Below are 22,817 nucleotides of genomic sequence, written 5' to 3' on the forward strand. Positions count from 1 at the left end.
CCCGCGTGATCATTGACGACGGGATCGTGTTCCGGCAGGCCGAGGAGAAGGACGCCGGCACGCTGGTGGCGCTTTACGACCAGGCCGCCCGCTGGATGGCCGCGCACGGGATCGAGCAGTGGAAGCCCGGCGAGAAGGACCCCGCGCACTTCCGGGCGGTCATGCGCGGGGGCGAGGTGTGGATCGCCTCGGACGGCAACGGGCACGCCGTCGGGGCGTACGAGCTGTGGTGGTCCGACGAGGACGCCTGGGGCGTCCAGCCGCCCGTGGCCGGCTACGTGCACCGGCTCATGGTCGAACGCGAGGCCGCGCCCGCCGGGGCCGGCCGGCGGCTGCTCGAACACTTCGAGCGGCGCATCGCCAAGGCCGGCCGCGAACGGGCGCGGCTGGACTGCGTCTCCACGAACCCCCGGCTGGTCGCGTACTACCAGTCCGCGGGCTACCGGGTGGTCGGGGAGTTCCCCCACAAGGAGGGCAAGGACGGGCGGGTGTACGGGGTGATCCTGCTGGAGAAGCGGCTGGACCAGCTCACTCTGGTCAACTCGGCCTGACCCGCACCCCGCCCTGACGGGTCACCCCCGCTTGAAGACCGCCGCCGTGCGGGCCGGGACGGCGAACTCCCCCTTCGCCGGGTCGTAGGCCGCCTGCCGGACCACCGGGTCCGCGCCCGAGGCCTGGACCGGGTGCAGGGCGTAGGCCGTGCCCGCGAGGGCCGGGACCCGCTGGGTCAGGGCGGTGGGAGCGGCGTTGAAGACCACCACCAGGTCGCCCAGGGTCATCGTGATCACGCCCGGGGTCTCCTCGGATCCCGAGAGGGGGAAGGCCAGCTTCGCCTGGACCGCCTCGGTGGTGGTGAGGGCGAAGGCCGGTTCCGTCGTACGGATCTTCAGCAGGTCCCGGTACGCGGCCGAGGCGCCGCCGATCTCGGCGCAGCCGGGTGCGGGCGCGGCCAGCAGGGGCTTCGCGTAAAGCCACTTCGAGCGGTTGTCGGCCGCCGGGGGCAGGCCGCGGCCGAAGCCGTTGCCGTCCTTGCAGTCCCAGTGGATGGCGTTGAACCAGTCCCCGCTGTCGTAGGAGTTGCGGTCCAGGGACTTGGAGCGGAGCAGGTCCGTGCCCGCCTGGGAGAGGGCCGGGCCCTGGGAGAGGGCGGCCACGGACATGGCCAGGACCTGCGTGCGGGACCGGTCGGCCGCCGGGGTGCCCTCCGGGAGCTTGAACGCCAGGGCGTCGAAGAGCGTCTCGTTGTCGTGGGCGTCGACGTACGCGAGCGCGTCGCCGGGGGCCGCCGCGTACCCGGCCGGGGCCCCGTTGTAGTCCACCTCGGCGCCCTTGACCTTGCGGCCGGTGGAGTCCGTGAAGGCGTACGCGGCGAGGTTGCCGGTCAGCCCGACCTTGATCAGGTCCTGGTCGTGGAGGAGCCGGACGCGCTGCTGCTCCGGGGTGCCGTTCGCCGGGGAGGCGTTGGGGGCGGTGAACAAGCCGGAGGCGAAGCCCTGGACGCGCGGGTCCTCGTCGAAGGGGCCGCCGCCGCGGACCGCATCGCGGGCGCGGTCGGAGAAGGTGGCGATCCCGGTGCCGGCCATGTTCTGCTGCGAGGCCTGCACGAAGCGGGCGTCGTTCGCGACCTCGCCGAAGTTCCAGCCCTCCCCGTAGAGGACGATGTTCTTCCCGTCGACCCCGTCCTTCTGCGGCGTCAGCGCGTCGAGGGCGGCGCGCACGGCCAGGATGTTGGCCTTCGGGTGGTGGCCCATGAGGTCGAAGCGGAAGCCGTCGACCTTGTACTGCTTGGCCCAGGTGACCACCGAGTCGACGACGAGGCGGCCCATCATGGCGTTCTCGGGGGCGGTGTTGGCGCAGCAGGTGGAGGTGGCGACGGAGCCGTCGGCCAGCAGCCGCTGGTAGTAGCCGGGGACGATGCGGTCGAGCACCGACTTGTCGGACTGGCCGGCGGCCACGGTGTGGTTGTAGACCACGTCCATGACCGTGCGCAGGCCCGCGCCGTTCAGGGACTGCACCATGCGGCGGAACTCCACCGTGCGGGCCGTGCCGTTCGGGTCGCTCGCGTACGAGCCCTCGGGGACCGTGTAGTGCAGCGGGTCGTAGCCCCAGTTGTACGCGTCCTTCGCGGCCGCGGCGGCCACGCAGGCCTGCTGCTCCTCGGAGTCGGGGGCGTAGACCAACAGGTCGCAGGCGGGTTCGGTGCGGTCCCCGGGCTTCTCGGGGATCGTGCCGATGTCGAAGGCGGGCAGCAGGTGGACGTACGAGGTGCCGGCGGCGGCCAGGTCGCGCAGGTGGCGCATGCCCGCCGAGCCGGTGTCCGAGAAGGCCAGGTACTGGCCGGGGTGGGTGGTGGTGCGGTCGGCGACCGAGAAGTCGCGGATGTGCAGCTCTTGGATCTGCGCGGAGGTGAAGGGGACGGGCGCGGGCTTCTTCAGCTCGCGCCAGCCGGGCGGGGCGAGCTTCGGATCGGCGAGGTCCACGGCCAGGCTGTACGCGGAGTCCGTGGTCAGGGCGGTGGAGTACGGGTCGGTGACCAGGTTGCGGACCACCTGGCCGGTGCTGGGGGCCCAGACGGTGACGGCGTAGCGGTAGCGCTTGCCGGTCCAGTCGCGGTCGCCGCGCACCGACCAGACGCCGGTGGCGTCGTCGCGGCGCATCGGGACGGTGCGGCCGTCGAGTTCGAGGGCGACCTGCTGGGCGGTCGGGGCCCATACGGACAGGGTGGGGCGGCCGTCCTTGAAGACGGGGCCGAGCGCGGAGCCGGTCGTGTACAGGTCGTCGAGGACCCCGGCGAGCTGCACCCCGGTGGCGGCGAGGACGGCGCCGTTGGCGGCGCGGGCACTGGCCACGAGCTGGCCGCGCAGGGCGTCGCGGACGCGGTCCCGGTCGCGCGGGTCGACCGTGTAGGCGGCGTACGCGGCCAGGTGCGGGTACTTCTGCTTCTGGGCGGCGCTCAGCTCGGTCTTCGCCAGCCGGAGCCACTGGGCCCGGCCGGTCAGGGTGCCGTTCTCCGCCTTGACGGCGCCTTCGCGGGAGGCGAGGAGCTGGAGGGAGGCAGCGGCGGGCGGGGCGTTCCAGGCGACGGTGTCGCGGTCGATCCACACGGCCTGGGCCTTGGTGAGGTCCAGGGCGGCGGCGCTGCCGGCGGGCTGCGGAAGGAGGTACTTCTCCTTGCCGCCCAGCATCCACACCTCGTGCCCGTTGCTCTTCAGGTCGAGGGACTGGTCGGAGGGGAGGTCCTTCTCGTCGCCCTTGTGGAGGATGTAGCTGAGGCTGGTGGCTCCGGCGGCGAGGGGGACCTCGTAGACGGCGCCGTAGGAATCGGTGCGGGTGGGGAGCACCGGCTTGGACCAGTCGGTGGGCGTGGCCGCTCCGGTCCAGACGTGCAGGCCCCAGCCCTCGTAGGCGCCGTCGGGGCGCTGGTAGTGCAGGACGGCCTTCGACTGGTCCTGCGGCGGGTAGGCGGGGCGCTCGGTGCGGGCGGGCTCCTTGCCCTGTTCCAGCCAGATCTCGCCGGTCTTCGTCACGTCGATGGTGCGGTCGGCGGCGACGTCCTTGGTGCCGTCCTTGTCGATGACGAGGTAACCGACGCTGCTCGCCCCGGGCTTCAGCTTGACGTGGGCGAAGGCGCCGTAGGCGTCGCGGCCGGTGAAGTCGTGGCCGGCGGGCCAGGGGGTGGCTTCGCCCTCGGCGAGGTCGCCCCAGGCGTAGAGGCGCCAGTTCGTGTAGTCGCCGTCGGGGCGGTTGTAGTGGACGATCGCGTAGTCGCGCTGGGTGGCGGTGGGGACCTCGGCGGGCGGGGTCTGGCCGGTGGCCGATGCGGCGAGGGCGCTCGCGGTGCGGCCGGCGGAGTCGACGACCACGGCCTTGTAGCGCAGCGGGGTGCCGGCGGCCACGTCGGCGCCGATGAACTGGGTGACCTTGTACGGGGCGTGGTCGGCGGAGCCGAGGACCTGCCACGTGCCGGTGCCGGTCTGGGCGGCGAAGACGACCCGGCTCAGGGGGTCGCCGGTGACCTCGGCCGAGAGCTCGACGGTGCCGGTGGCGCCGGGGGCCGGGGCCTTGAGGGTGAGGGCGGGCTTGGTGGTGGGCTTGGCGGTAGGGGTGGTGGCCTGGAGGACCACGGAGCCGAGGGCCGGGAGGGTGACGGTGAGCTTGCCGGCTGCGGAGGAGCGGATCAGCGTGGCCGTGCCGCCGTAGAGGGCGGCGTACTGGACGCCGGCCGGGGCGTCGAGGTCGATGGTGCGGGGCTCGGTGGCGTTGTTGGCCGCGACCAGGTATTCGGTGCGCGTGCGGGTGTCGGTGCGGGCGAAGGCGTAGGCCGAACCGTCGGAGAAACGTTCACTCTGGACGCCGTCCCGGAGGGCCGGGTGGTCCTTGGTCAGCTTCGCGAGAGCACTGATCTGCTCGTAGAGCGGGTGCTCCGGATCGTAAGCATCGCTCGCATGTGTGCGCACTGTTCCGAGCTGGTCGTCGTCCAGGTAGTCGGCCGCCCGGGAGGCGAAGAGGGGCTGGCGGGCGTCCTTGTCCCCGCCCGCGCCGGTGAAGCCCTGCTCGTCTCCGGAGTAGATCACCGGATTGCCCCGGGAGAGGAACATCAGCTCGTTGGCCAGCCGGTACCGGTCCAGCAGCTCCTGTTCCCCCGCCCCCGGCCGGTCCTGCTTCAGGAAGTGAGCGAATCGGCCCATGTCGTGGTTGCCGAGGAAGGTGACCTGTTCGTAGGCGTTTGCCTTGTCGGTGGTGTAGCGGTAGTCGTCGCCGAAGACGGAGGCCAGCCGCCCGGCCTCCGCGCCCTGGGCGGCGTACGAGCGGATCGCCTCCTGGAGCGGGAAGTCGAGGGTGGCGTCCAGTCGGCCCCGCGTCACGTACGGGGAGGTGATCGCGGTGTCGGCGGAGTAGACCTCGCCGAACATGAAGAAGTCCTTGCGGCCCTGCCGGGCGGCGTACGCGTCGAGGGCGGTGGCCCACTGGGTCCAGAAGCCGGTGTCGACGTGCTTCACGGTGTCGATCCGGAAGCCGTCGACGTCGAACTCCTCGACCCACTTCTCGTAGATCTTCTCCATCCCCTCCACCACCTCGGGACGCTCGGTCCACAGGTCGTCGAGGCCGAAGAAGTCGCCCTGGTCGGAGGATTCCCCGGCGAAGGTGGAGTCGCCCCGGTTGTGGTACATCGTCGGGTCGTTGAGCCAGGCGGGGACCTTCAGGTTCTTCTTCGCCGCCGGGACGAAGGGGGTGCGGGGGAAGGAGTCGCCGTCGGTCTTCGGGAACTTCCCCTTTCCGTCGCTGTAGTCCGAGTCGTCGAACGGCTCTGCGCCCTTGGTCAGGTAGGGGAAGGCGCCCTTCGACAGGTACCCGTAGGACGCCTCCCGGTAGTCGACGACGTCGGCGGTGTGGTTGGTGATGACGTCGAAGAAGACCTTCATTCCCTTCCCGTGCGCCTTGTCGATCAGCCGCTCCAGATCGGCGTTGGTCCCGAAGTGCGGGTCGACCTGGGTGAAGTCGGTGATCCAGTAGCCGTGGTAGCCGGCCGAGACGTCCTTGCCCGTCCCCTGCACCGGCTGGTTCTTGAAGATCGGCGCCATCCAGATGGCGGTGGTGCCGAGCCCCTTGATGTAGTCCAGCCGGTCGGTGATCCCCTTGAGGTCACCGCCCTGGTAGAAGCCCTTGTCCGTCGGGTCCAGGCCGGTCTCCAGCCGGGAGCCGGTCAGCCCGCCCCGGTCGTTGCGCGGGTCGCCGTTCGCGAACCGGTCCGGGAGCACGAAGTAGAACTGCTCCCGGGTCAGGTCGTGCCGCGCGGACTCGGCGGCCAGCTTGGCGTCGGACGGCGGGGCCGGTGGCGCCTTGGCGGCGGCCGCCGCGGCGGCTGGCAGGGCGGGCAGGAGCGTCACGGCCAGGGTGGCGGCGAGCACTCCCGCGGCGCCGGCGAGGGCGGGGCGTATCAAGGCGGATCTCCTCGGGTGCGGGACGGGGTGGGGCGGGCGGGTCAGTTGCGCCAGGTGTCGGTCAGCGTGACCTTGCCGTTGGCGGGGACCGTGGCGGAGCGGTTGGCTCCGCTCTCCCAGGTGACGTTCCCGGCGGCGTCCTTGCGGACGTACTTGTACGCGAAGACCGTGCCGGGCGGGAGCGTGACGTCGAGCTTCCAGACGGGATAGGCGGCCGGGTCGAGCTTGAGCGCGGCGGCGGTGTTCCAACTGCCGAGCTCGGCGCGGTCGCCGGTGACGTAGATGTTCTGGCCGACGACGGTGGTGGCGCTGACGGCGAAGGAAGCACCGGCGGTGGCGGTGGGAGTCGGGGTGGGCGTCGAGGTCGGAGTCGGGCTCGGGGTGGAGGTGGCGCCGCACCCGCGGGCGCCGACGTGCAGGGCGACGGCCGTCCCGGCCCCGAGGGTGGCGGTGAACCGCCCGGCGGAGTCCACGCTCACCGTGCGGCCGCTCTGCACGTCGCAGTAGTCGCCGCCCGCGAGGGAGGTCTGGAACGTCCGGGTCAGCGCCGAACCCTCGTGGTTGATCGCCACGTACGCCTTGGCCCCGCGACCGAAGGCGATCTGGTCTCCCCCGTTGTCCCACCAGTCGGTGACGGCCTGGCCGCGCGCGGAGTTGTGGAAGCCGACCATGGAGGAGATCTCCCGCCAGGCGTGCTGGCACTTCCACCCGTCGGCGTAACAGGCGCTCACGGCGCCGCCGTTGGGCGGTCCGGCATCCCGGTCGGTCCACTCGTAGCCGGAGTGCACGTCGGGCGAACCGTAGGGCCACGCGAGCATGAAGACACTGGCGAGCGTGTAGGAGGACCCGTCCTTGTAGCTGAGGGTGTCGCCGCCGCGCTCGGTGTCGTGGTTGTCGACGAAGACGGCGGACTGCCCGGAGGGCATGTGCCCCCACGCCTCCCCGAAGTTCTTCAGGTAGGCGAGGTTCTCGCTCTGGAAGACCCGCTTCAGGTCCCGCGCGTACCGGAACTCCTGCACGTCGCCGTTGCCGAGGTACTCGCTCGGCGAGACCGCCTCCCCCGCGCCGTGGATCGCCTCCTGCTTCCAGTAGGCATTCGGGTTCGACATCCGCGACTTGATGTTGGCGAGGTCGGCGGCCGGCATGTGCTTGGCGGCATCGATCCGGAAGCCGTCGACACCGAGGGAGAGCAGGTCGTTGAGGTAACCGGCGATGCGGCCACGCACGTAGTCCTCACTCGTATCCAGGTCGGCGAGCTGTACGAGCTCGCAGTTCTGGACGTTCCCGCGATCGCCGTAGTTCGATATCGAGGACCGGCAGTCGTCCATGTCGCCGCCGGAGTAGACGCCCGGGTAGTTGTACTTCGTGTACGAACTACCCCCCGTCCCCACCCCATCCCCCGCCGCCATGTGGTTGACGACGGAGTCGGCGACGACCTTCACGCCGGCGGCGTGACAGGCGTCGACCATGGCCTTGAAGGCGGTACGGTCACCCAGCCGCCCGGCGATCTTGTAGCTGACGGGCTGGTACGAGGTCCACCACTGGGCCCCCTGGACGTGCTCCTGCGGGGGCGACACCTGGACGTAGCCGTACCCGGCGGGCCCGAGGCTCTCCCCGCAGGCCTTGCCCACGGCATCGAACCGCCACTCGAACATGACGGCGGTGACGTCCTTCTCACCTGGGGCGGCGGCACGCGCCTCGGGGGCGGGCCCGCCGACGACGGCGAAGGCGGCCACGGCGGTGACGGCGGATACGGAAAGCAGCGCGGCGGCGGCTCTGGCGGCGCGGGCACGGGTGGGCATGCGGTGTTCCTCCTGGCGGAGAGGCACAGGACCGGGTGGGGCCGGTCACGGCCGAGTTGGGGATTGCAGCGACCGTAGGTCCCCGGCGGGACCACTGCAAGACCTTGCGCAAGAGATTGCAGAATCGTTTCCGTCAGGTGTCTTGCCGAACCCCTCGCCGGACCGGCGCCCAGATCTTCGCGGGCGACGACCCACAGCCCGCGTTGGTGCTCGTCACATGCGTGTGGGCTCCCACGCCGTGGGAGCCCACACAACGCCGGAAGCCCTACGCGATCGGGCTACCCAGGCTGACCAAGTCCGCCAGGACCTCAGCGGCGGCTCGCTCCCCCGTTTCGACGGCCCCGTTCAGGTAGCCCTGAAAATCGACCGAGGTGTGCTCGCCGGCGAAGTGACAGTTCCCCTCCCGCTCGCGCTCGACCCCCGCGAACTTCGTGTACTGACCCACCTGCCAGTACGAGTACGACCCCTTCGTCCACGGGTGGCCGAGCCAGAAGTCGATCGTCGCGAGACCGTTCCACTGCGCGCCGATCCCTGGCAGGACGGGTTCGATCTGGCGCAGGAACCGACGCGCCCGGTTCTGGGGCGTGCCGGCGCCGAAGCTCGCCCCGATCATGCCGCCTGTGTAGTCGACCAGGATGCCGGAGGCCCCCGTCTGGCCGCGGCTCACGTCCCAGCTGCTCTGGTAGCCGGTGTCGGCGAACGTCTCGCCGTTGGAACCGAGACCTTCCCAGTGCCTCGTCCTGAACTGGAGGTGGAGCTTCGAGTTCGTGCCCATGCCCAGCTCCGCGATCGCCGTCTGCTTGAGGGCCTTGAACCCGGCCTGCGTCACGTCGACCGAGGAGCGGAGGATCGAGAACGGCAGCGTGAGTACGACCTTGTCGGCCGTGACGTCCTGGACGCCGATCCCCTGCTGGAAGGAGAGCGTGTAGGTGCCATCCGTGTTCAGCTTGATGGCGATGAGCTCGGAGCCGAGCGTGATCTGCCCCGGCAAGGCCTGCGCGAGGCGGTCCGGGATCTGATCATTGCCCCCTGACACGTGGTACTTCTCGTTCGAGGCGCCGAAGATGTGCAGCTGCCCCTGCCCGTGATAGCCGAGCAGATAGAGCAGGTTGAGCGCGCTCTGCTGGGTCGAATCGCCCCCGTACTCGATGGTGTAGGCGACGTCCAGCAGTTGCCCGAGCTTCGAACCGACTCCACCGGGCACGCTTTCGTTGATCCAGTCGACGACCGACATCTGGTCCAGCTGGCGCCCGCGCGGGGTACTGCTCGTGTAGAGCGTCGGATAGCCGGCCGCCACGACGTCCGAGTGCAGCTTCCTCCAGACCCGCCGCAGGTCGGCGGCCGCCTGCGCGAAGGTGTAGGGGGCGCCGTCGAAGAAGCCGAGCGACTCGGTGCCGTTCTGCTCCGCAGCCAGGAGATTGTCCAGCCTGAGGCCGAGTTCCTGCGCGAGGTGGCGGATCGCGGTATGCCCCTGATCGATGAGCTCGCCGCCGTGCTCGGCCAGCTGTCCGTCCGCGAACGCCCCGCGCAGGGTCCAGCAGCGACCGCCCACCCGGTCCGAGGCCTCGTACACCTGCGCGGTGTGGCCGGCTTGCTTCAGCCGGTAGGCCGCGGTCAGACCGGCGAGCCCCGCGCCGACCACCACGATCCGCGGGGCGGTCGCCGCATTCGCCGTCGGAGCCAGCCACCCCAGAGAACTCGCGCCCGCGGCGCCGAGTGCGAGTATCCCCGCGTCTCGAAGCAGCCCCCGCCGCGTCAGCCCGCGCGGAACGCTCAGCGTGGCGGCCAGATCCTGGAGTGACTGGGCAAGCGGCGTGCGGGCCATGGCTCTTCCTTCTAGGCGGTGGTGGCACAGAAAGAGAATGATGAATTCGGCAAGAACCGAAATATTTCTGCGCAATTCTGCCTATTTGGCGCCCGAGAGCCGTACGCGACACCACACGCGGAGCAACTTCTCGCCGAAATGGTCACGACGTGAAGAGCCTGGAGGCAGGTCCGGCGAGGGAGGCAAAAGATGTTGATATGACCCTTCCATCCGGCCTCTGGAGCGCTATCCTGGAGAACAGGCCTGCGGGATGAGCGAGGGAGTTCAACCGGCGTAGCCGACTTTGGCGGAGAGCTTGAGGCCGCCGGGGCCGACGTCGACGGTCGGGCTGAGAGGCCGGAAGGTCGGAAGACCGGAAGGCGACCCCCAGTACCTGATCCGGGTAATGCCGGCGCAGGGAGCCCGTCTCGTAGGTCGTTCGTGTGCGCTGGATCAGATTCGGACTGCGCCGAAGATACTGCGGCGAGAAGGCGGCCCATTCCTTCAGCGGAGGAACAGGGATGAGGTACCGAGACGCCGAAACGACCCTCTCAGCCCGCACTCTGTGTGCGGGCTGAGAGGGTCTGTTTTTCGTTGCGGCAGTGCCGTTGCGCCACCGCTTGCCAGTAGCCGGTTGATGCCGACGATCCGGCACGCCTCCCGGCTGCTCACACCTTGATCCATGCGCCGGAAGTGTTCCTCCCGCTCACGGGTCAGCTTCCCGGCTACCGACCGTCTCTGGCTGGACATAGGCCGGACACGACCAGTTCCCATCCCACTCGGCTCAGCGACTGCGGCAAGTGGGCGGAGGAGCAAATGGGATTCGTGAGGTGATCGAGCGGACGGGAGGATGGGGCCATGCCAAGTGAGTCGGACGAGATCGAGCTGAGCGAAGACGAACTGCGTGAGATCACGGGCTACGCGGCTGATTGCGCGCGTAGGGTCCTGTCGATCTTCGAGCAGGACCACCCGGGCGATGCCCGCCCTCGTGAGGCCATCGAGGCCGCAGAGGTATTTGCCGGGGGTGGGCGGCGGACAGCCGCTTTGCGGCAGTGCGGGTGGGCGGCCTACAAGGCGGCGCAGGAAGCCGATTCGCCTGCGGCGATCGACGCGGCACGAGCGGCGAGCCATGCGGCCAGTGCCGCGTACCTTCATCCGAAGGCAAGTGCCCATCAGATCAAGCACATTCTCGGTGCCGCAGCGCACACAGCGCGGGCAGAAGAATTGGCATCCGGATCGAACGAGCAGATCGCTGCCCAGACCCTTGAATGGGCGCGCCATCACGCACCCCCGGCGGTCTCCCACGTACTCGGCCGCATGCCCGCCCCACCCGCCGGAGGCGGCCGCGTAGGAGAGTTCATCCGCGAGCTCGACACCGCCCTGCGACCCACTGCCCAGACCGATCCCTGAGGCCGTCGGAGGACCACGGCCGCTCAGACCGATCCTTGAGGTCGCCGAAAGACGACCATCTCGTCCTCAGGATCCGAGAAGTGATCGTTTATCGCTTTCGCTTCCGGTCCCGCTCGCCCCCTCACTCGCCCCTGCCGGGGCCGTGTCCAGATGACCATCGACCGGAGGGGGCTGCGCATCTCAGAGCAGGCCGCTGGACCGGCCCGCAGCACAAGCCCCCCCCCCCCCCCCCCCCCCCCCCCCCCCCCCGACCCGCCCGACAGCGGTCCGCGCCCGCCCCTACGCCCCCGGCCCCTGCCCAGTAGACCCCCGCACGACCAACTCCGGCTGGAAGACGTACTCCGTGCGCTGGACCGGGGTGCCGGCGACCGCCTCGAGGAGGGCGCCGACCGCTGCCGTGGCCATGGCGCGGACCGGCTGGCGGACCGTCGTCAGCGGGGGGTCCGTGAAGGCGATCAGCGGGGAGTCGTCGAAGCCGACCACCGAGATGTCCTCCGGGACGCGCAGGCCCCGCTCGCGGGCGGCCCGTATGACGCCGAGCGCCATCGGGTCGCTGCCGCAGACGATGCCCGTGCAGCCCCGGTCCAGGAGGGCTCCGCCCGCCGCGTGGCCGCCCTCCACCGTGAACAGGGTGCGCTGGATGAGCCCGTCGGCCGCCGCCTTCGGGAGGGCGGCGACGAAGCCGGCCTCCTTGCGCGCCGACGGGACGTAGCGCGTCGGGCCGATGGCCAGGCCGATCCTGCGGTGGCCCAGGTCCTCCAGGTGGCGGACCGCCATCTCCGCCGCCGCGCGGTCGTCCGGGGAGATGAAGGGGGCCTGGACCTGCTCGTTGAAGCCGTTGATCAGCACGAACGGGACGCCCCGGGCCGCGAGCCGCTGGTAGCGCGAAGGATCCGCCGAGGAGTCCGCGTGCAGCCCCGACAGGAACACGATGCCGGTGACCCCGCGCTCCTCCAGCTGCTCCACCAGCTCGTCCTCGGTGGCCCCGCCCGGGGTCTGCGTGCACAGCACCGGGGTGTAGCCGTGGCCCGCGAGGGTCTGCTCGATGACCTGGGCGAACGCCGGGAAGATGGGGTTGGTGAGCTCCGGGGTCAGCAGGCCCACCAGGCCGTTGCTGCGCCGGCGCAGCCGGACCGGGCGTTCGTAGCCCAGCAGGTCCATGGCGGCCAGCACCTTGTGCCGGGTGCCGGACGCCACGCCCGCCTTGCCGTTGAGCACGCGGCTGACGGTCGCCTCGCTGACCGCGGCCTGCGCGGCGATGTCCGTCAGCCGCAGGGGGGTGGTCACCCCCGCCACCACACCGCCGTGTCGGCCGGCAGCTCCGACGGGTCGGGCAGGGGCCCGCTCGCCAGCAGTACGGTGCCCGGCGCGGGCATCCGTACCGGCTCCGCCGTGGTGTTGACCGTGCAGGTGAAGTCGCCCCGGCGGAAGGCCAGGACGCCCGCCGGGGCCTCCAGCCACTCCACCGCGTCGCCCGCGCCCAGCTCCGGGTGCGAGCGGCGCAGGCGCAGCGCCGCGCGGTAGAGCTCCAGGGTGGAGGCCGGGTCGCCGGTCTGCGCGGCCACGCTCAGGCCCGCCCAGTCGGCCGGCTGCGGCAGCCAGCTGCCGCCGTCGCCGAAGCCGTACGGGGCTTCGGTGCCCGACCACGGGATCGGTACGCGGCAGCCGTCGCGCAGCCCGTCCTGCCCGGCGCCGCGGGCGAAGGCCGGGTCCTGGCGGACGGCGTCCGGGAGGTCGACGACCTCCGGGAGGCCGAGCTCCTCGCCCTGGTAGACGTACGCCGACCCCGGAAGCGCCAGCATCAGCAGCGCGGCGGCCCGCGCCCTCGCCAGACCCTCCACCCCTCCCCCGTACCTCGTCACATGACGGACCACGTCGTGGTTCGACAGCACCCACGTCGTCGGCGCGCCCACCGGGCGCATCGCGTCCAGGGACTCGTCGATGGTGGCGCGCAGTGCCTGCGCGTCCCATCCGGTGTTCAGGTAGTGGAAGTTGAAGGCCTGGTGCAGTTCGTCGGGCCGCAGGTACATGGCCGTCCGGTCGGCGCTCGGCGTCCAGGCTTCGGCGACGCCGATCCGGTCGCCGGCGTACTCGTCCAGCACCTTCCGCCAGGAGCGGTAGATCTCGTGGACGCCGTCCTGGTCGAAGAAGGGGAGCACCTGGTTGCCGAGCAGCTTGAGCTGTTCGCCGCGGCCGAGGTCGGGCAGGCCGGGGGCCTTGACCAGGCCGTGGGCCACGTCGATGCGGAAGCCGTCGGCGCCGAGGTCGAGCCAGAAGCGCAGGATCGAGCGGAACTCGTCCTGCACGGCCGGGTGTTCCCAGTTGAAGTCGGGCTGCTCGGGTGCGAAGAGGTGCAGGTACCACTCCCCGTCGGCGACCCGGGTCCAGGCGGGTCCGCCGAAGATGGACTCCCAGTCGTTCGGGGGCTCCGCCCCGTCCGCGCCCCGCCCCGCGCGGAAGTGGAACCGTTCGCGCAGCGGCGTACCCGGCCCTTCGCGCAGTGCCTGCTTGAACCATTCGTGCTGGTCGGAGCAGTGGTTGGGAACCAGGTCCACGATGATCCGCAGGCCCAGCTCATGTGCTTCGCGGATCACGGCGTCGGCGTCGTGGAGGCTGCCGAACATCGGGTCGATGGCCCGGTAGTCGGCGACGTCGTAGCCCGCGTCGGCCTGCGGGGAGGCGTAGAAGGGGCTGAGCCACACGGCGTCGACGCCGAGTTCCTTGAGGTAGGGCAGTCGGCTGCGGATGCCTTCGAGGTCCCCCATGCCGTCTCCGTTGGAGTCGGCGAAGCTGCGCGGATAGACCTGGTAGATCACCGCTTCTCTCCACCAGCCGGGCTGGGTGCCGGTGGAGGTGGGGAGGCCGTCCAGGGAGGGTTCGGCGGCGAGGTGCTGGGTCATGTCGTCCTTGAATGGGTCGGGCCGGGGGTGAGAGGGGGCAGGCACCGGGTGGTCGGCCCGTGCGCGCGCGGGCGGGTCAGCCCTTGGTCGCGCCTGCCGTCATCCCGGCGACGAGGTGACGCTGGGCGAAGAGGAAGAAGAAGGCCGCGGGGATCGCGATGAGGATCGAAGCGGCGCTCATCGCACCCCAGTTGGAGGTGTACTGGGTGACGAAGGTCTGCAGGCCGCCGGCCAGCGTGAGGTGCTCGTCGCCGACCATGAAGGCGGAGGCGTACGCGACCTCGCCCCAGGCGGTGATGAAGGCGTAGAAGCCGGTGACGGCGAGGCCGGGCTTGGCGAGCGGCAGGATGAGGCGCCAGAAGGTGCCGAAGGGGTTGAGCCCGTCGACGCGGCCGGATTCGTCGATCTCGACCGGGATGGTGTCGAAGAAGCCCTTCATCATCCAGGCGCAGAACGGCACGGCGATGGTGAGGTACGTGATCACCAGGCCGAGCGGCTGGTTCAGCAGCCCCAGGTCTCCCATGAGGTTGTAGAGCGGGACGATGAGGATGGCCATCGGGAACATCTGCGTGATGAGCAGGGTCCACATCAGCGGCTTCATTCCGGGGAACTTGAAGCGGCTGACGGCGTATCCGGTGGTGGCGGCGATGAACACCCCGAGGACGGTGGTGATGCCGGCGACCAGGACGGAGTTGCCGAACCAGGTCAGGAAGGAGGTCGACTCCAGCAGGTAGCTGTAGTTGTCGAGGGTCGGTTCCTTGACGAAGTCCGTGGAGATCGCGTGCTTCGCGGGCTTCAGGGAGGTCAGCAGGACCCACAGCACCGGGAAGACGGCGATCACGGCGGCGACGGCCAGGGTGGCGTGCAGCCCGGCGGAGGCGAGCGGGGAGCGCGTGCCGCGGGGGCGGACGGAGGCCGCCTTCACGGAGCCCGCCTTGGCTACGGTCTCGGAGTTGGTCGTCACGGTCACCACACCTCTCCCTGCTTGCGCAGCGAGCGCCGGTAGACCAGCGCGAAGATCGTGAGCAGCAGGAGGATCAGTACGCCCCAGGTCGCCGAGACCGCGAAGTCGCGCGGGCTCGTCACGAACGCCTCGCGGAAGGCCTGGGTCACCAGGATCTCGGTGGAGTCGCCCGGGCCTCCCCGGGTGAGCAGGAAGATCACCGGGAACATGTTGAAGGTCCAGATGGTGGAGAGCAGGATCACGGTCATGCTGACCGTGCGCAGTCCCGGCAGGGTGATGTGGCGGAACCGCTGCCAGGGGCTCGCCCCGTCCATCTCGGCCGCCTCGTAGAGCTCGCCGGGGATGGACTGCATGCCGCCGAGCAGGGCGACCATCATGAAGGGGACGCCGAGCCAGACGTTGACGGCGATGACCGCGATCTTGGCCCAGGTCGGGTCGTCGAGCCACGGGACGGCGGAGATGCCGCCGCCTTCGAGGATCTTGTTGAGGATGCCGTTGTCGCGGTTGAAGAGGAACCGCCAGGCGAAGACGGAGACGAATCCGGGGACGGCCCAGGGCAGGATGAGCGCCATCCGGTAGGCGCCGCGTCCCTTGAACTCGCGGTTGAGCACGGTGGCGAGGCCCAGGCCGAGCGCGAAGGTGACCGACACGCAGGCGACGGTCCACAGCACCGTCCACACCAGCCGCTGCAGGAACACCGGGTCGGCGAGGACGTCGGCGTAGTTGTCGAGTCCGACGAACTGGTACGTCGCCTCGATGTGGTTGACACCGATGGTCCGGCTGACGTTGCGCTCGGTGGCGTCGGTCAGCGACAGGTAGACGCCGCGGACGAGCGGCCAGCCGATGATCACGCCGAGCACGAGCACCACGGGGGTGATCATGGCCCAGGCGTACCAGTGGGTGGCCAGGGCCCGCTTCAGCCCGGGGCGGTTGCTCCCGCCGGTCCCGCGACCCGTCCTGTTGTCAGTCCTGCGGCTCCGGCCGCGGGCGGCGGGACCGGCGTCAGGACCGGTCTCGCCGCCCGCGGCCTTCGCCACCGACTGGCTGGTGTGAGCAGCCATCTCTTCGTTACTTCCAGCCCTTGAGGATCTTGCGGAATTCGGCGCCGGCCGCCTTGGCCGCGTCCTCCGGGCTCGACGCCCCGGTGATCGCCTTGGTGTATTCGACCTTGAGCGGCTCGAAGAGGGATCCGTTCTCCGGGATCCAGGCGCGCTCGACGGCCTTGTCCACGGCCGGCTTGAAGAAGGTGACCATCTCGTTGGACTTCACGTCGGGCTGCTCGTAGGCGGCGATCCGGGTCGGGAGCAGGCTCAGCTCCTTGGCGGACTGGACCTGCACCTCCTGCGAGGTCATGTAGTCGACGAAGGCGTTCGCCGCGGCGATGTTCTTGGAGCCCGCGTAGACGGCGAGGTCGTGGCCGCCCTGCGGGGCGCCCGCCTTGACGGAGCCGGCCGGGACCGCGGCGATGCCGAGGTTGGCCTTGTCCTTGAACTGGTCGCCCGCGTAGGCGTCGGCCACGGCCCAGGGGCCGTTGATCATCATTGCGGCCTCGCCCGTCTTGAAGGCGGTCTGCATGTTGGTCCAGCCGTCGGTGGCGTTGGTGATCGCCGCACCCGAGGTGACCAGGTCGCGGGCGGCCTTGAAGGCCTTGACGCCCGCCGCGTTGTCGACGGTGACCGTCTTGGTCTTCGCGTCGACGAGGTCGCCGCCCTCTCCGTAGATGAGCGGGAGGAACCAGTAGGAGTCGTCGCCGCGCAGGTAGAGGCCGGCCTTGCCGGTCTTGGCCTTGATGGCGGCGGCGGCGGTCTTCACCTCTTCCAGCGTCTTGGGGGGCTCGACGCCGGCGTCGGCGAGCATCTTCTTGTTGTAGAAGAGGCCCATGGTGTCGATGACCTGCGGGACGCCGTAGGTCTTGCCCTCGTACTTGCCGCTGGCCGCGGCCTGGGGCAGGAACTCGGCCTCGACCTTCTTGGCCGTGTCGGCCGGGACCTCGGCGAGGTAGCCGAGGGAGGCGAAGTCGGCGACCCAGCCCACGTCGGCGCGGATCACGTCGGGGGCCTCGGAGCCGCTGCTGAAGGCGTTCTTGACCTTGTTCTGCGCGTCGCCGTACGGGACGTTGACGTACTTGACGGTCACCTTGGGGTGCTTGGCGGTGAACGCCTCGGCGATCTTCTGGAAGGACGCCTTCTCGGCGTCGTTCGAGGTGTCCCACCACGTGACCGTGCCGGAGAGCTCCCCGTCGGCCTTGGCGCCGCTGTTGCCGCCGTCCTTGGTGTCACCGCCGCAAGCCGTCGCCGCGAGCGCCAGAGCCGCGACCAGCGCGGTGGCCGCTATGCCACGCCGCATATGAACTCCTTCGATGATCCCGGCCGCGCCTCGCGGTCCCGAGTTGCCGAGAACGTAACAAGCCTGAAAGCCGACCGAAAGACCTTGCGGGAACTTTCTGCAAGAAGAGGTGATCGTTACATCCGCGTGTCCGTACGGTTGCCGCAGCTTGCTGTTAGTTCGAACCTTCTTCGAGTGTCCGGGCCCGCAACCAGGGGGTGCGTACACGCGTTGACCCGATATGACCCACGAGTTGACCGCCTCCCGGCTTGCAAGCGCTTCCAGCAACGCCACCGCGAGCGGCGGCTGGTGGCGCGATGCCGTCATCTACCAGGTGTACGTACGCTCCTTCGCGGACAGCGACGGCGACGGGATCGGGGACCTGCGCGGGGTCCGCGAGCACCTGCCCCACCTGGCCCGGCTCGGGGTCGACGCGGTGTGGCTGACCCCCTTCTACCTCTCCCCTCAGGCCGACGGCGGCTACGACGTCGCCGACTACCGGACCGTCGACCCGCTCTTCGGGGACCTCTCCGACGCCGACGACCTCATCCGCGCCGCCCACGCGCTGGGGCTGCGGGTCATCGTGGACGTGGTCCCGAACCACACCTCCGAGCAGCACTCCTGGTTCCGGGCGGCGCTGGCCGGGGAGCCGGGAGCGCGCGAGCGCTACCACTTCCACCCCGGCCGGGGGCCCGCCGGGGAGCTCCCGCCCAACGACTGGGAGTCGGTCTTCGGCGGGCCCGCCTGGAGCCGGACCCCGGACGGCGCCTGGTACCTGCACGTCTTCGCCCCCGAGCAGCCCGACCTGAACTGGGAGAACCCGGAGGTCGCCGAGGAGTTCTCCGCCGTCCTGCGGTTCTGGCTCGACCTCGGCGTCGACGGCTTCCGGGTGGACGTGGCGCACGGCATGGTCAAGGCTCCGGGCATGCCGGACATCGGCCGCGGCGCGCAGGCCACGCTGATCGGCACCGAGCCGCTCCCCTTCTTCGACCAGGACGGCGTCCACGAGATCCACCGCTCCTGGCGGCGGCTCCTCGATTCCTACGAGGTCCCGCGCATCGGGGTCGCCGAGGCCTGGGCGCCCACCTCCGAGCGGCTCGCGCTGTACGTCCGCCCCGACGAACTGCACCAGGCCTTCAACTTCCGCTTCCTGGAATGCCCGTGGGACACCCTCGCGCTGCGCACCGTCATCGACGAGTCCCTCGCCGCCACCGCCTCCGTCGGCGCCCCGACCACCTGGGTGCTGTCCAACCACGACGTCGTGCGCCACCGCACCCGCTACGGCAGCCTGGCCCGGGCGCGGGCGGCCGCGCTGCTGATGCTGGCGCTGCCCGGTTCGGCGTACGTCTACCAGGGCGAGGAGCTCGGGCTCCCCGAGGTGACCGACCTCCCGGACGCCGCCCGCCAGGACCCGGCGTACCGCCGTGGGCGCCGGGAGCCGGACGTGGGGGTCGCAGCCGCCGGGGCCGGGGCCGCGCCCGGCGCCGCCTCCGAGGCAGCCGGGCAGGAGGGGCTGCGCGACGGGTGCCGGGTGCCGATCCCCTGGTCCGGGCAGGAGCCCCCGTACGACTTCGGGCCGGCCGGCAGCTGGCTCCCGCAGCCGGCGGGCTGGGCAGGGCTCAGCGTCGCCGCCCAGACCGGCGACCCGCACTCGACCCTGGAGCTCTACCGCGCCGCGCTGGAACTGCGCCACGCCCTGCCGGGCCTCGGGGCGCCGGAGGCCGGGGCCGACGCCTCCGGCGGAGCCACCGGCATGCAGTGGCTGCCCGCGCCCGAGGGGGTGCTGCTCTTCACCCGGCCCGGGTTCGTCTGCACCCTCAACACCCGGCCCTCCGTGGTCGAACTGCCCGCGCCCGGACGCCCCGTCCTGTCCAGCGCCCCGGTGGAGACGGACGGCCGCACCGTCCGGCTTCCCCCGGATTCGTGCACGTGGTGGTCATTGTGAACGTCCGACCGGTACAGTCCAATCCCGTGACCGCACGGCTAGCCGACATCGCAGCCCAGGCGGGGGTCAGCGAAGCCACAGTCAGCCGCGTGCTCAACGGCAAGCCCGGTGTGGCCGCAGGCACCCGTGAATCCGTGCTGGCCGCCCTCGACGTGCTCGGCTACGAACGCCCCGTACGCCTGCGCCAGCGCAGCGCGGGACTCGTCGGCCTGATAACCCCCGAGCTCGACAACCCCATCTTCCCGGCGCTCGCCCAGGTCATCGGCCAGGCGCTGACCCGGCAGGGATACACCCCGGTGCTGGCCACGCAGACGCCCGGCGGGTCCACCGAGGACGAGCTCGTGGAGATGCTCGTCGAACGCGGGGTCTCCGGGATCATCTTCGTCTCCGGGCTGCACGCGGACACCACGGCCGACATGGGCCGCTACGACCAACTCCGCGGACAGGGCGTCCCGTACGTCCTCATCAACGGATTCTCCGACAAGGTGCAGGCCCCCTTCGTCTCCCCCGACGACCGGGCCGCGATGCAGCTCGCGGTGACCCACCTGACCGCGCTCGGGCACACCCGGATCGGGCTGGCCGTCGGGCCCAAGCGGTTCGTGCCGGTGCTCCGCAAGATCGAGGGCTTCCGCCTCGGCATGAAGGAGCGGCTCGGGCTCGGCGAGGAAGAGGTCGAGGAGCTGATCCAGCACTCCCTCTACACGCTGGAGGGCGGCCAGGCCGCCGCGGCCGCGCTGATCTCGCGCGGCTGCACGGCGGTGGTGTGCGCGAGCGACATGATGGCGCTCGGCGCGATCCGGGCGGCCCGGCAGCAGGGATTCAGGGTCCCGCAGGACGTGTCGGTGGTCGGCTTCGACGACTCGCCGCTCATAGCGTTCACGGATCCGCCGCTGACCACCATCCGCCAGCCCGTGCAGGCCATGGGCCAGGCCGCGGTACGGACCCTGCTGGAGGAGATCGGCGGTACGCCGGCCCCGCACAGCGAGTTCGTGTTCCTCCCCGAGCTCGTGGTCCGCGGATCGACCGCTTCGGGCCCGCAGCAGGGCCGCGGAGCCGCGCGCCCCTGAGGCGCGCCCCTGTCGTTTCCCTTAGGGGCGCACGGCCTCTGCTCGTCCCGGAGGTGGAGGAGCTGCGGCCAAGACCGTCCCAAGGGATGATCGAAGGAGAGTCCGCATCTGGCAGACTCTTTTCCTATGGGTGAAGCGAGCGTGAAGACACTGGATACCCGGACGGACGTCTCGTCACCCCCCGTGACCGAGAGCAAGGACCGTCCGGAGTCGTCCGAGCGCGCACTGCTCTCCAGGCTGCGCGCCCCCCGGCGACCCCGGATCTGGTTCGAGGTCCTGCTGATCGCGGTCAGCTACTGGACGTACTCGCTGATCCGCAACGCCGTGCCCGAGCAGAAGGCGGCCGCGCTCGCGAACGCCGACTGGATCTGGAAGGCGGAGCAGGCGCTCGGCATCGCCGTGGAGGAGAAGGTCAACCACGCCGTCAATTCGGTGACCTGGCTCGTGGTGGGCATGAACTACTACTACGCCACGCTCCACTTCGTCATGACCATCGGCGTGCTGGTCTGGATCTACCGCTTTCATCCCGGGCGTTACGCGGCGACGCGGCTCGTCCTCTTCGCCACCACGGGCGTGGCCCTCGTCGGCTACTACTTCTATCCGCTCGCGCCGCCCCGGCTGATGAACGGGCAGAACTTCGTCGACACCGTGCTGGTCCACAACACCTGGGGCTCGATGGCCTCGGGCAACCTCAAGCACATGTCGAACCAGTACGCGGCCATGCCGTCCATGCACATAGGGTGGTCGCTCTGGTGCGGGCTGACGATCTTCGCGGTCGCCTCCGCCCCCTGGGCCCGGATCCTGGGCCTGCTCTACCCGACGGCGACCCTGGTCGTGATCGTGGCCACCGCCAACCACTTCTGGCTCGACGCCGTCGGCGGCATGCTCTGCCTGGCCTTCGGCTACGCCGTCTCCCGCACCTGGTACGGGTCCCTCCCCCACCGGCTGCCGCGCCGGCCCGAGGAGACCGGCCGCCACCCGGTGACGGCGGCCGTCCTGAACCATCCGGCGCTGGCCCGCTTCCAGCGCTGAGCCGGGCCCCCCTCACCCCTCCCTGTGGGTGATCCGGCCCCCCGACATGGTGAGCCGTACCGGCGCCCCGGCCAGCTCGCCCGCCGGAGCGTCCACCGGGTCCAGGCCGAAGGCGGTCAGGTCCGCCCGGAAGCCGGCCGCGATCCGGCCCGCCACTGCTCCCTCCCCCGCCGCGAGCGCGGCGTGCGAGGTCATGCCCTCCAGGGCCATCAGCCCGCTCAGGGCGGCCCCGGTCCAGGCCCCCGTACCGGCCGAGGCCGCGCCGCGCGGGTCGCGGGCGGTGGCCAGGACCTGGCGGGCGTCGTAGTGGGCGATGGGCCAGTCCGAGCCGAGGGCGAGCACCGCGCCGGCTTCGCGCAGGTCCCGGCAGCGCCAGGCGTGGCCGGCCCGCTCCTCCCCCAGCCGCTTGGACCACTCGTCGCTGTGGTCGGCCCGGGTGTACGCGGTGTGCGGCGGCTGCATCGAGGCGATCACCCCGAGCTCCGCGAACCGCTTCAGCTGGCCGTCCGGGACCGTCTCGATGTGCTCGATCCGGTGCCGCATCCGGCCCCGCAGGCCCAGCGACTCCACGGTGTCCAGGACGTGCCGGACCGCCGCGTCGCCGATGGCGTGGGTGGCGGTGCGCACCCCGGCCGCGTCGAGGACCCGTACCGCCTCGGCGTAGGCCTGCGGGTCGGGCCAGAAGGCCTCGGTGCCCCGGCCGTGGCAGTCGGCGTGCTCCAGCCAGGCGGTGCCCCCCTCGACGGTGCCGTCCATGAAGAACTTCACCCCGCCGACCTTCCAGTGGCGGCCCACGAGCCGCTGGAGCTCGATCAGCTCCTCCAGGTCCTCGCCGGTGGCGCCGGGCATGCACCAGGGCGAGAGGTTCAGCCGCAGCGGCAGGTCGCCCTCGTACTCGGCGGTCGCGAGCAGGGCGGGGACGTCCCCGTCGCCGAGGTCCATGACGTGGGCGCCGGTCAGGCCGGTGGCGGCCATGTCGCCGAGCAGCCGCATGAGGCGTTCGCGGCGTTCGGTGTACGTGGGCTTCGGCGCGAGCGAGCCGACCAGGGCCATGGCGGCGTGCTCGACGAGGTGGCCGGTGGGCCGCCCGTCGGGGTCGCAGACGATCTCGGAGCGCTGGGCGAAGGCGCGCGGTCCGGTGATCCCGGCGGCGGCCAGGGCCGCGCCGGAGGCGAGGGCGGAGTGGCCGTCGTAGAGGCGCAGGAAGGCGGGGGCTCCGGCGAGGGCCTCCTCGATCAGGGCCTTGTCGACGGGGCGGCCGCCGAAGGCGTTGTGGTCGAGGCCGAAGCCGGTGACCCAGCCGCCGGGGCCCCGGTCGGCGGTGCGCAGGGCGGCGCGGAGCTGGTCGAGGTCGGTGACGGCGGAGAGGTCGGTGCCTTCTGCCATCTCGATGCCCCAGACGGGGTGGCTGTGGGCGTCGGTGAGGCCGGGGGTGAGGGTGGCTTCGCCGAGGTCGACGGTCTCGGTGCGGGGTCCGCGCCAGTCGCGGACGTCGGCCTCGTCGCCGACGGCGACGATCTCGCCGCCGAGGACGGCTACCGCGCGGGCCTCGGGGCGGGCGGGGTCGAGGGTGCGGACGCGGGCTCCGGTGAGGACGGTGTCGGCAGCGGGCACGGCTCTGCTCCT

At 71.0% G+C, this 22,817-nt stretch carries 14 protein-coding genes; 5 read left to right on the plus strand and 9 right to left on the minus strand.

Annotated features, from left to right (window positions below; all coding sequences use genetic code 11):
- Positions 1 to 5 precede the first annotated feature (5 nt).
- Positions 6 to 551, plus strand: coding sequence for a GNAT family N-acetyltransferase (locus AC3IYI_RS11065; RefSeq protein WP_489410009.1), 546 nt, complete (start codon positions 6 to 8; stop codon positions 549 to 551).
- 21 nt (positions 552 to 572) lie between these two features.
- Here the strand turns inward: AC3IYI_RS11065 and pulA are convergent, their stop codons facing one another.
- The 3 genes from pulA to AC3IYI_RS11080 all read right to left on the minus strand — a co-directional run bounded on the left by pulA (position 573) and on the right by AC3IYI_RS11080 (position 9,569).
- Positions 573 to 5,942, minus strand: coding sequence for a pullulanase-type alpha-1,6-glucosidase (pulA, locus tag AC3IYI_RS11070; protein WP_489410010.1), 5,370 nt, complete (start codon positions 5,940 to 5,942; stop codon positions 573 to 575).
- Between the two features lie 41 nt (positions 5,943 to 5,983).
- Complete coding sequence (locus tag AC3IYI_RS11075) at positions 5,984 to 7,744, minus strand: carbohydrate-binding module family 20 domain-containing protein (RefSeq protein WP_489410011.1); 1,761 nt, start codon at positions 7,742 to 7,744, stop codon at positions 5,984 to 5,986.
- A 265-nt stretch (positions 7,745 to 8,009) separates the two neighbouring features.
- Positions 8,010 to 9,569, minus strand: coding sequence for a flavin monoamine oxidase family protein (locus AC3IYI_RS11080; protein ID WP_489410012.1), 1,560 nt, complete (start codon positions 9,567 to 9,569; stop codon positions 8,010 to 8,012).
- A gap of 837 nt (positions 9,570 to 10,406) precedes the next feature.
- On the opposite strand from AC3IYI_RS11080, the gene AC3IYI_RS11085 reads away from it, so the two are divergent.
- Complete coding sequence (locus tag AC3IYI_RS11085) at positions 10,407 to 10,958, plus strand: putative immunity protein (protein WP_489410013.1); 552 nt, start codon at positions 10,407 to 10,409, stop codon at positions 10,956 to 10,958.
- 279 nt (positions 10,959 to 11,237) lie between these two features.
- On the opposite strand, the gene AC3IYI_RS11090 is transcribed toward AC3IYI_RS11085, so the two are convergent.
- The 5 genes from AC3IYI_RS11090 to AC3IYI_RS11110 form a co-directional block, all read right to left on the minus strand.
- On the minus strand, positions 11,238 to 12,257 hold the full coding sequence (locus AC3IYI_RS11090; RefSeq protein ID WP_489410014.1) for a LacI family DNA-binding transcriptional regulator: 1,020 nt from the start codon (positions 12,255 to 12,257) through the stop codon (positions 11,238 to 11,240).
- On the minus strand, positions 12,242 to 13,858 hold the full coding sequence (locus AC3IYI_RS11095) for a glycoside hydrolase family 13 protein (RefSeq protein WP_489410015.1): 1,617 nt from the start codon (positions 13,856 to 13,858) through the stop codon (positions 12,242 to 12,244). Before AC3IYI_RS11095 ends, AC3IYI_RS11090 begins: the two co-directional genes overlap by 16 nt.
- 76 nt (positions 13,859 to 13,934) lie before the next feature.
- Positions 13,935 to 14,783 carry a sugar ABC transporter permease gene (locus AC3IYI_RS11100; protein ID WP_489411502.1) on the minus strand — a complete coding sequence of 283 codons (849 nt, stop codon included), beginning with the start codon at positions 14,781 to 14,783 and terminating at the stop codon, positions 13,935 to 13,937.
- 41 nt (positions 14,784 to 14,824) lie between these two features.
- Complete coding sequence (locus tag AC3IYI_RS11105; RefSeq protein WP_489410016.1) at positions 14,825 to 15,883, minus strand: carbohydrate ABC transporter permease; 1,059 nt, start codon at positions 15,881 to 15,883, stop codon at positions 14,825 to 14,827.
- 7 nt (positions 15,884 to 15,890) lie between these two features.
- Complete coding sequence (locus tag AC3IYI_RS11110) at positions 15,891 to 17,168, minus strand: extracellular solute-binding protein (protein WP_489410017.1); 1,278 nt, start codon at positions 17,166 to 17,168, stop codon at positions 15,891 to 15,893.
- A 220-nt stretch (positions 17,169 to 17,388) separates the two neighbouring features.
- Between AC3IYI_RS11110 and AC3IYI_RS11115 the strand changes: the two genes are divergently transcribed.
- The 3 genes from AC3IYI_RS11115 to AC3IYI_RS11125 all read left to right on the plus strand — a co-directional run bounded on the left by AC3IYI_RS11115 (position 17,389) and on the right by AC3IYI_RS11125 (position 21,191).
- Complete coding sequence (locus AC3IYI_RS11115) at positions 17,389 to 19,092, plus strand: glycoside hydrolase family 13 protein (RefSeq protein WP_489410018.1); 1,704 nt, start codon at positions 17,389 to 17,391, stop codon at positions 19,090 to 19,092.
- A 26-nt stretch (positions 19,093 to 19,118) separates the two neighbouring features.
- A complete protein-coding gene (locus AC3IYI_RS11120) occupies positions 19,119 to 20,159 on the plus strand; it encodes a LacI family DNA-binding transcriptional regulator (RefSeq protein ID WP_489410019.1) in 1,041 nt (346 codons plus the stop codon).
- Positions 20,160 to 20,285: 126 nt separating this feature from the next.
- Entirely contained in the window at positions 20,286 to 21,191 is a 906-nt protein-coding gene (locus tag AC3IYI_RS11125) for a phosphatase PAP2 family protein (RefSeq protein WP_489410020.1), read from the plus strand.
- 12 nt (positions 21,192 to 21,203) lie between these two features.
- Here the strand turns inward: AC3IYI_RS11125 and AC3IYI_RS11130 are convergent, their stop codons facing one another.
- Entirely contained in the window at positions 21,204 to 22,805 is a 1,602-nt protein-coding gene (locus AC3IYI_RS11130; protein WP_489410021.1) for an amidohydrolase, read from the minus strand.
- Between the last annotated feature and the right edge of the window lie 12 nt (positions 22,806 to 22,817).

This window comes from Streptomyces sp. GL_148, assembly GCF_057834205.1.

What these genes read in the sequence shown, in the direction of transcription:
- AC3IYI_RS11075 (WP_489410011.1), bottom strand. Translation starts at nt 7,744, where the DNA reads ATGCCCACCCGTGCCCGCGCCGCCAGAGCCGCCGCCGCGCTGCTTTCC.
- AC3IYI_RS11080 (WP_489410012.1), bottom strand. Translation starts at nt 9,569, where the DNA reads ATGGCCCGCACGCCGCTTGCCCAGTCACTCCAGGATCTGGCCGCCACG.
- AC3IYI_RS11085 (WP_489410013.1), top strand. Translation starts at nt 10,407, where the DNA reads ATGCCAAGTGAGTCGGACGAGATCGAGCTGAGCGAAGACGAACTGCGT.
- AC3IYI_RS11095 (WP_489410015.1), bottom strand. Translation starts at nt 13,858, where the DNA reads ATGACCCAGCACCTCGCCGCCGAACCCTCCCTGGACGGCCTCCCCACC.
- AC3IYI_RS11105 (WP_489410016.1), bottom strand. Translation starts at nt 15,883, where the DNA reads ATGGCTGCTCACACCAGCCAGTCGGTGGCGAAGGCCGCGGGCGGCGAG.
- AC3IYI_RS11110 (WP_489410017.1), bottom strand. Translation starts at nt 17,168, where the DNA reads ATGCGGCGTGGCATAGCGGCCACCGCGCTGGTCGCGGCTCTGGCGCTC.
- AC3IYI_RS11115 (WP_489410018.1), top strand. Translation starts at nt 17,389, where the DNA reads ATGACCCACGAGTTGACCGCCTCCCGGCTTGCAAGCGCTTCCAGCAAC.
- AC3IYI_RS11125 (WP_489410020.1), top strand. Translation starts at nt 20,286, where the DNA reads ATGGGTGAAGCGAGCGTGAAGACACTGGATACCCGGACGGACGTCTCG.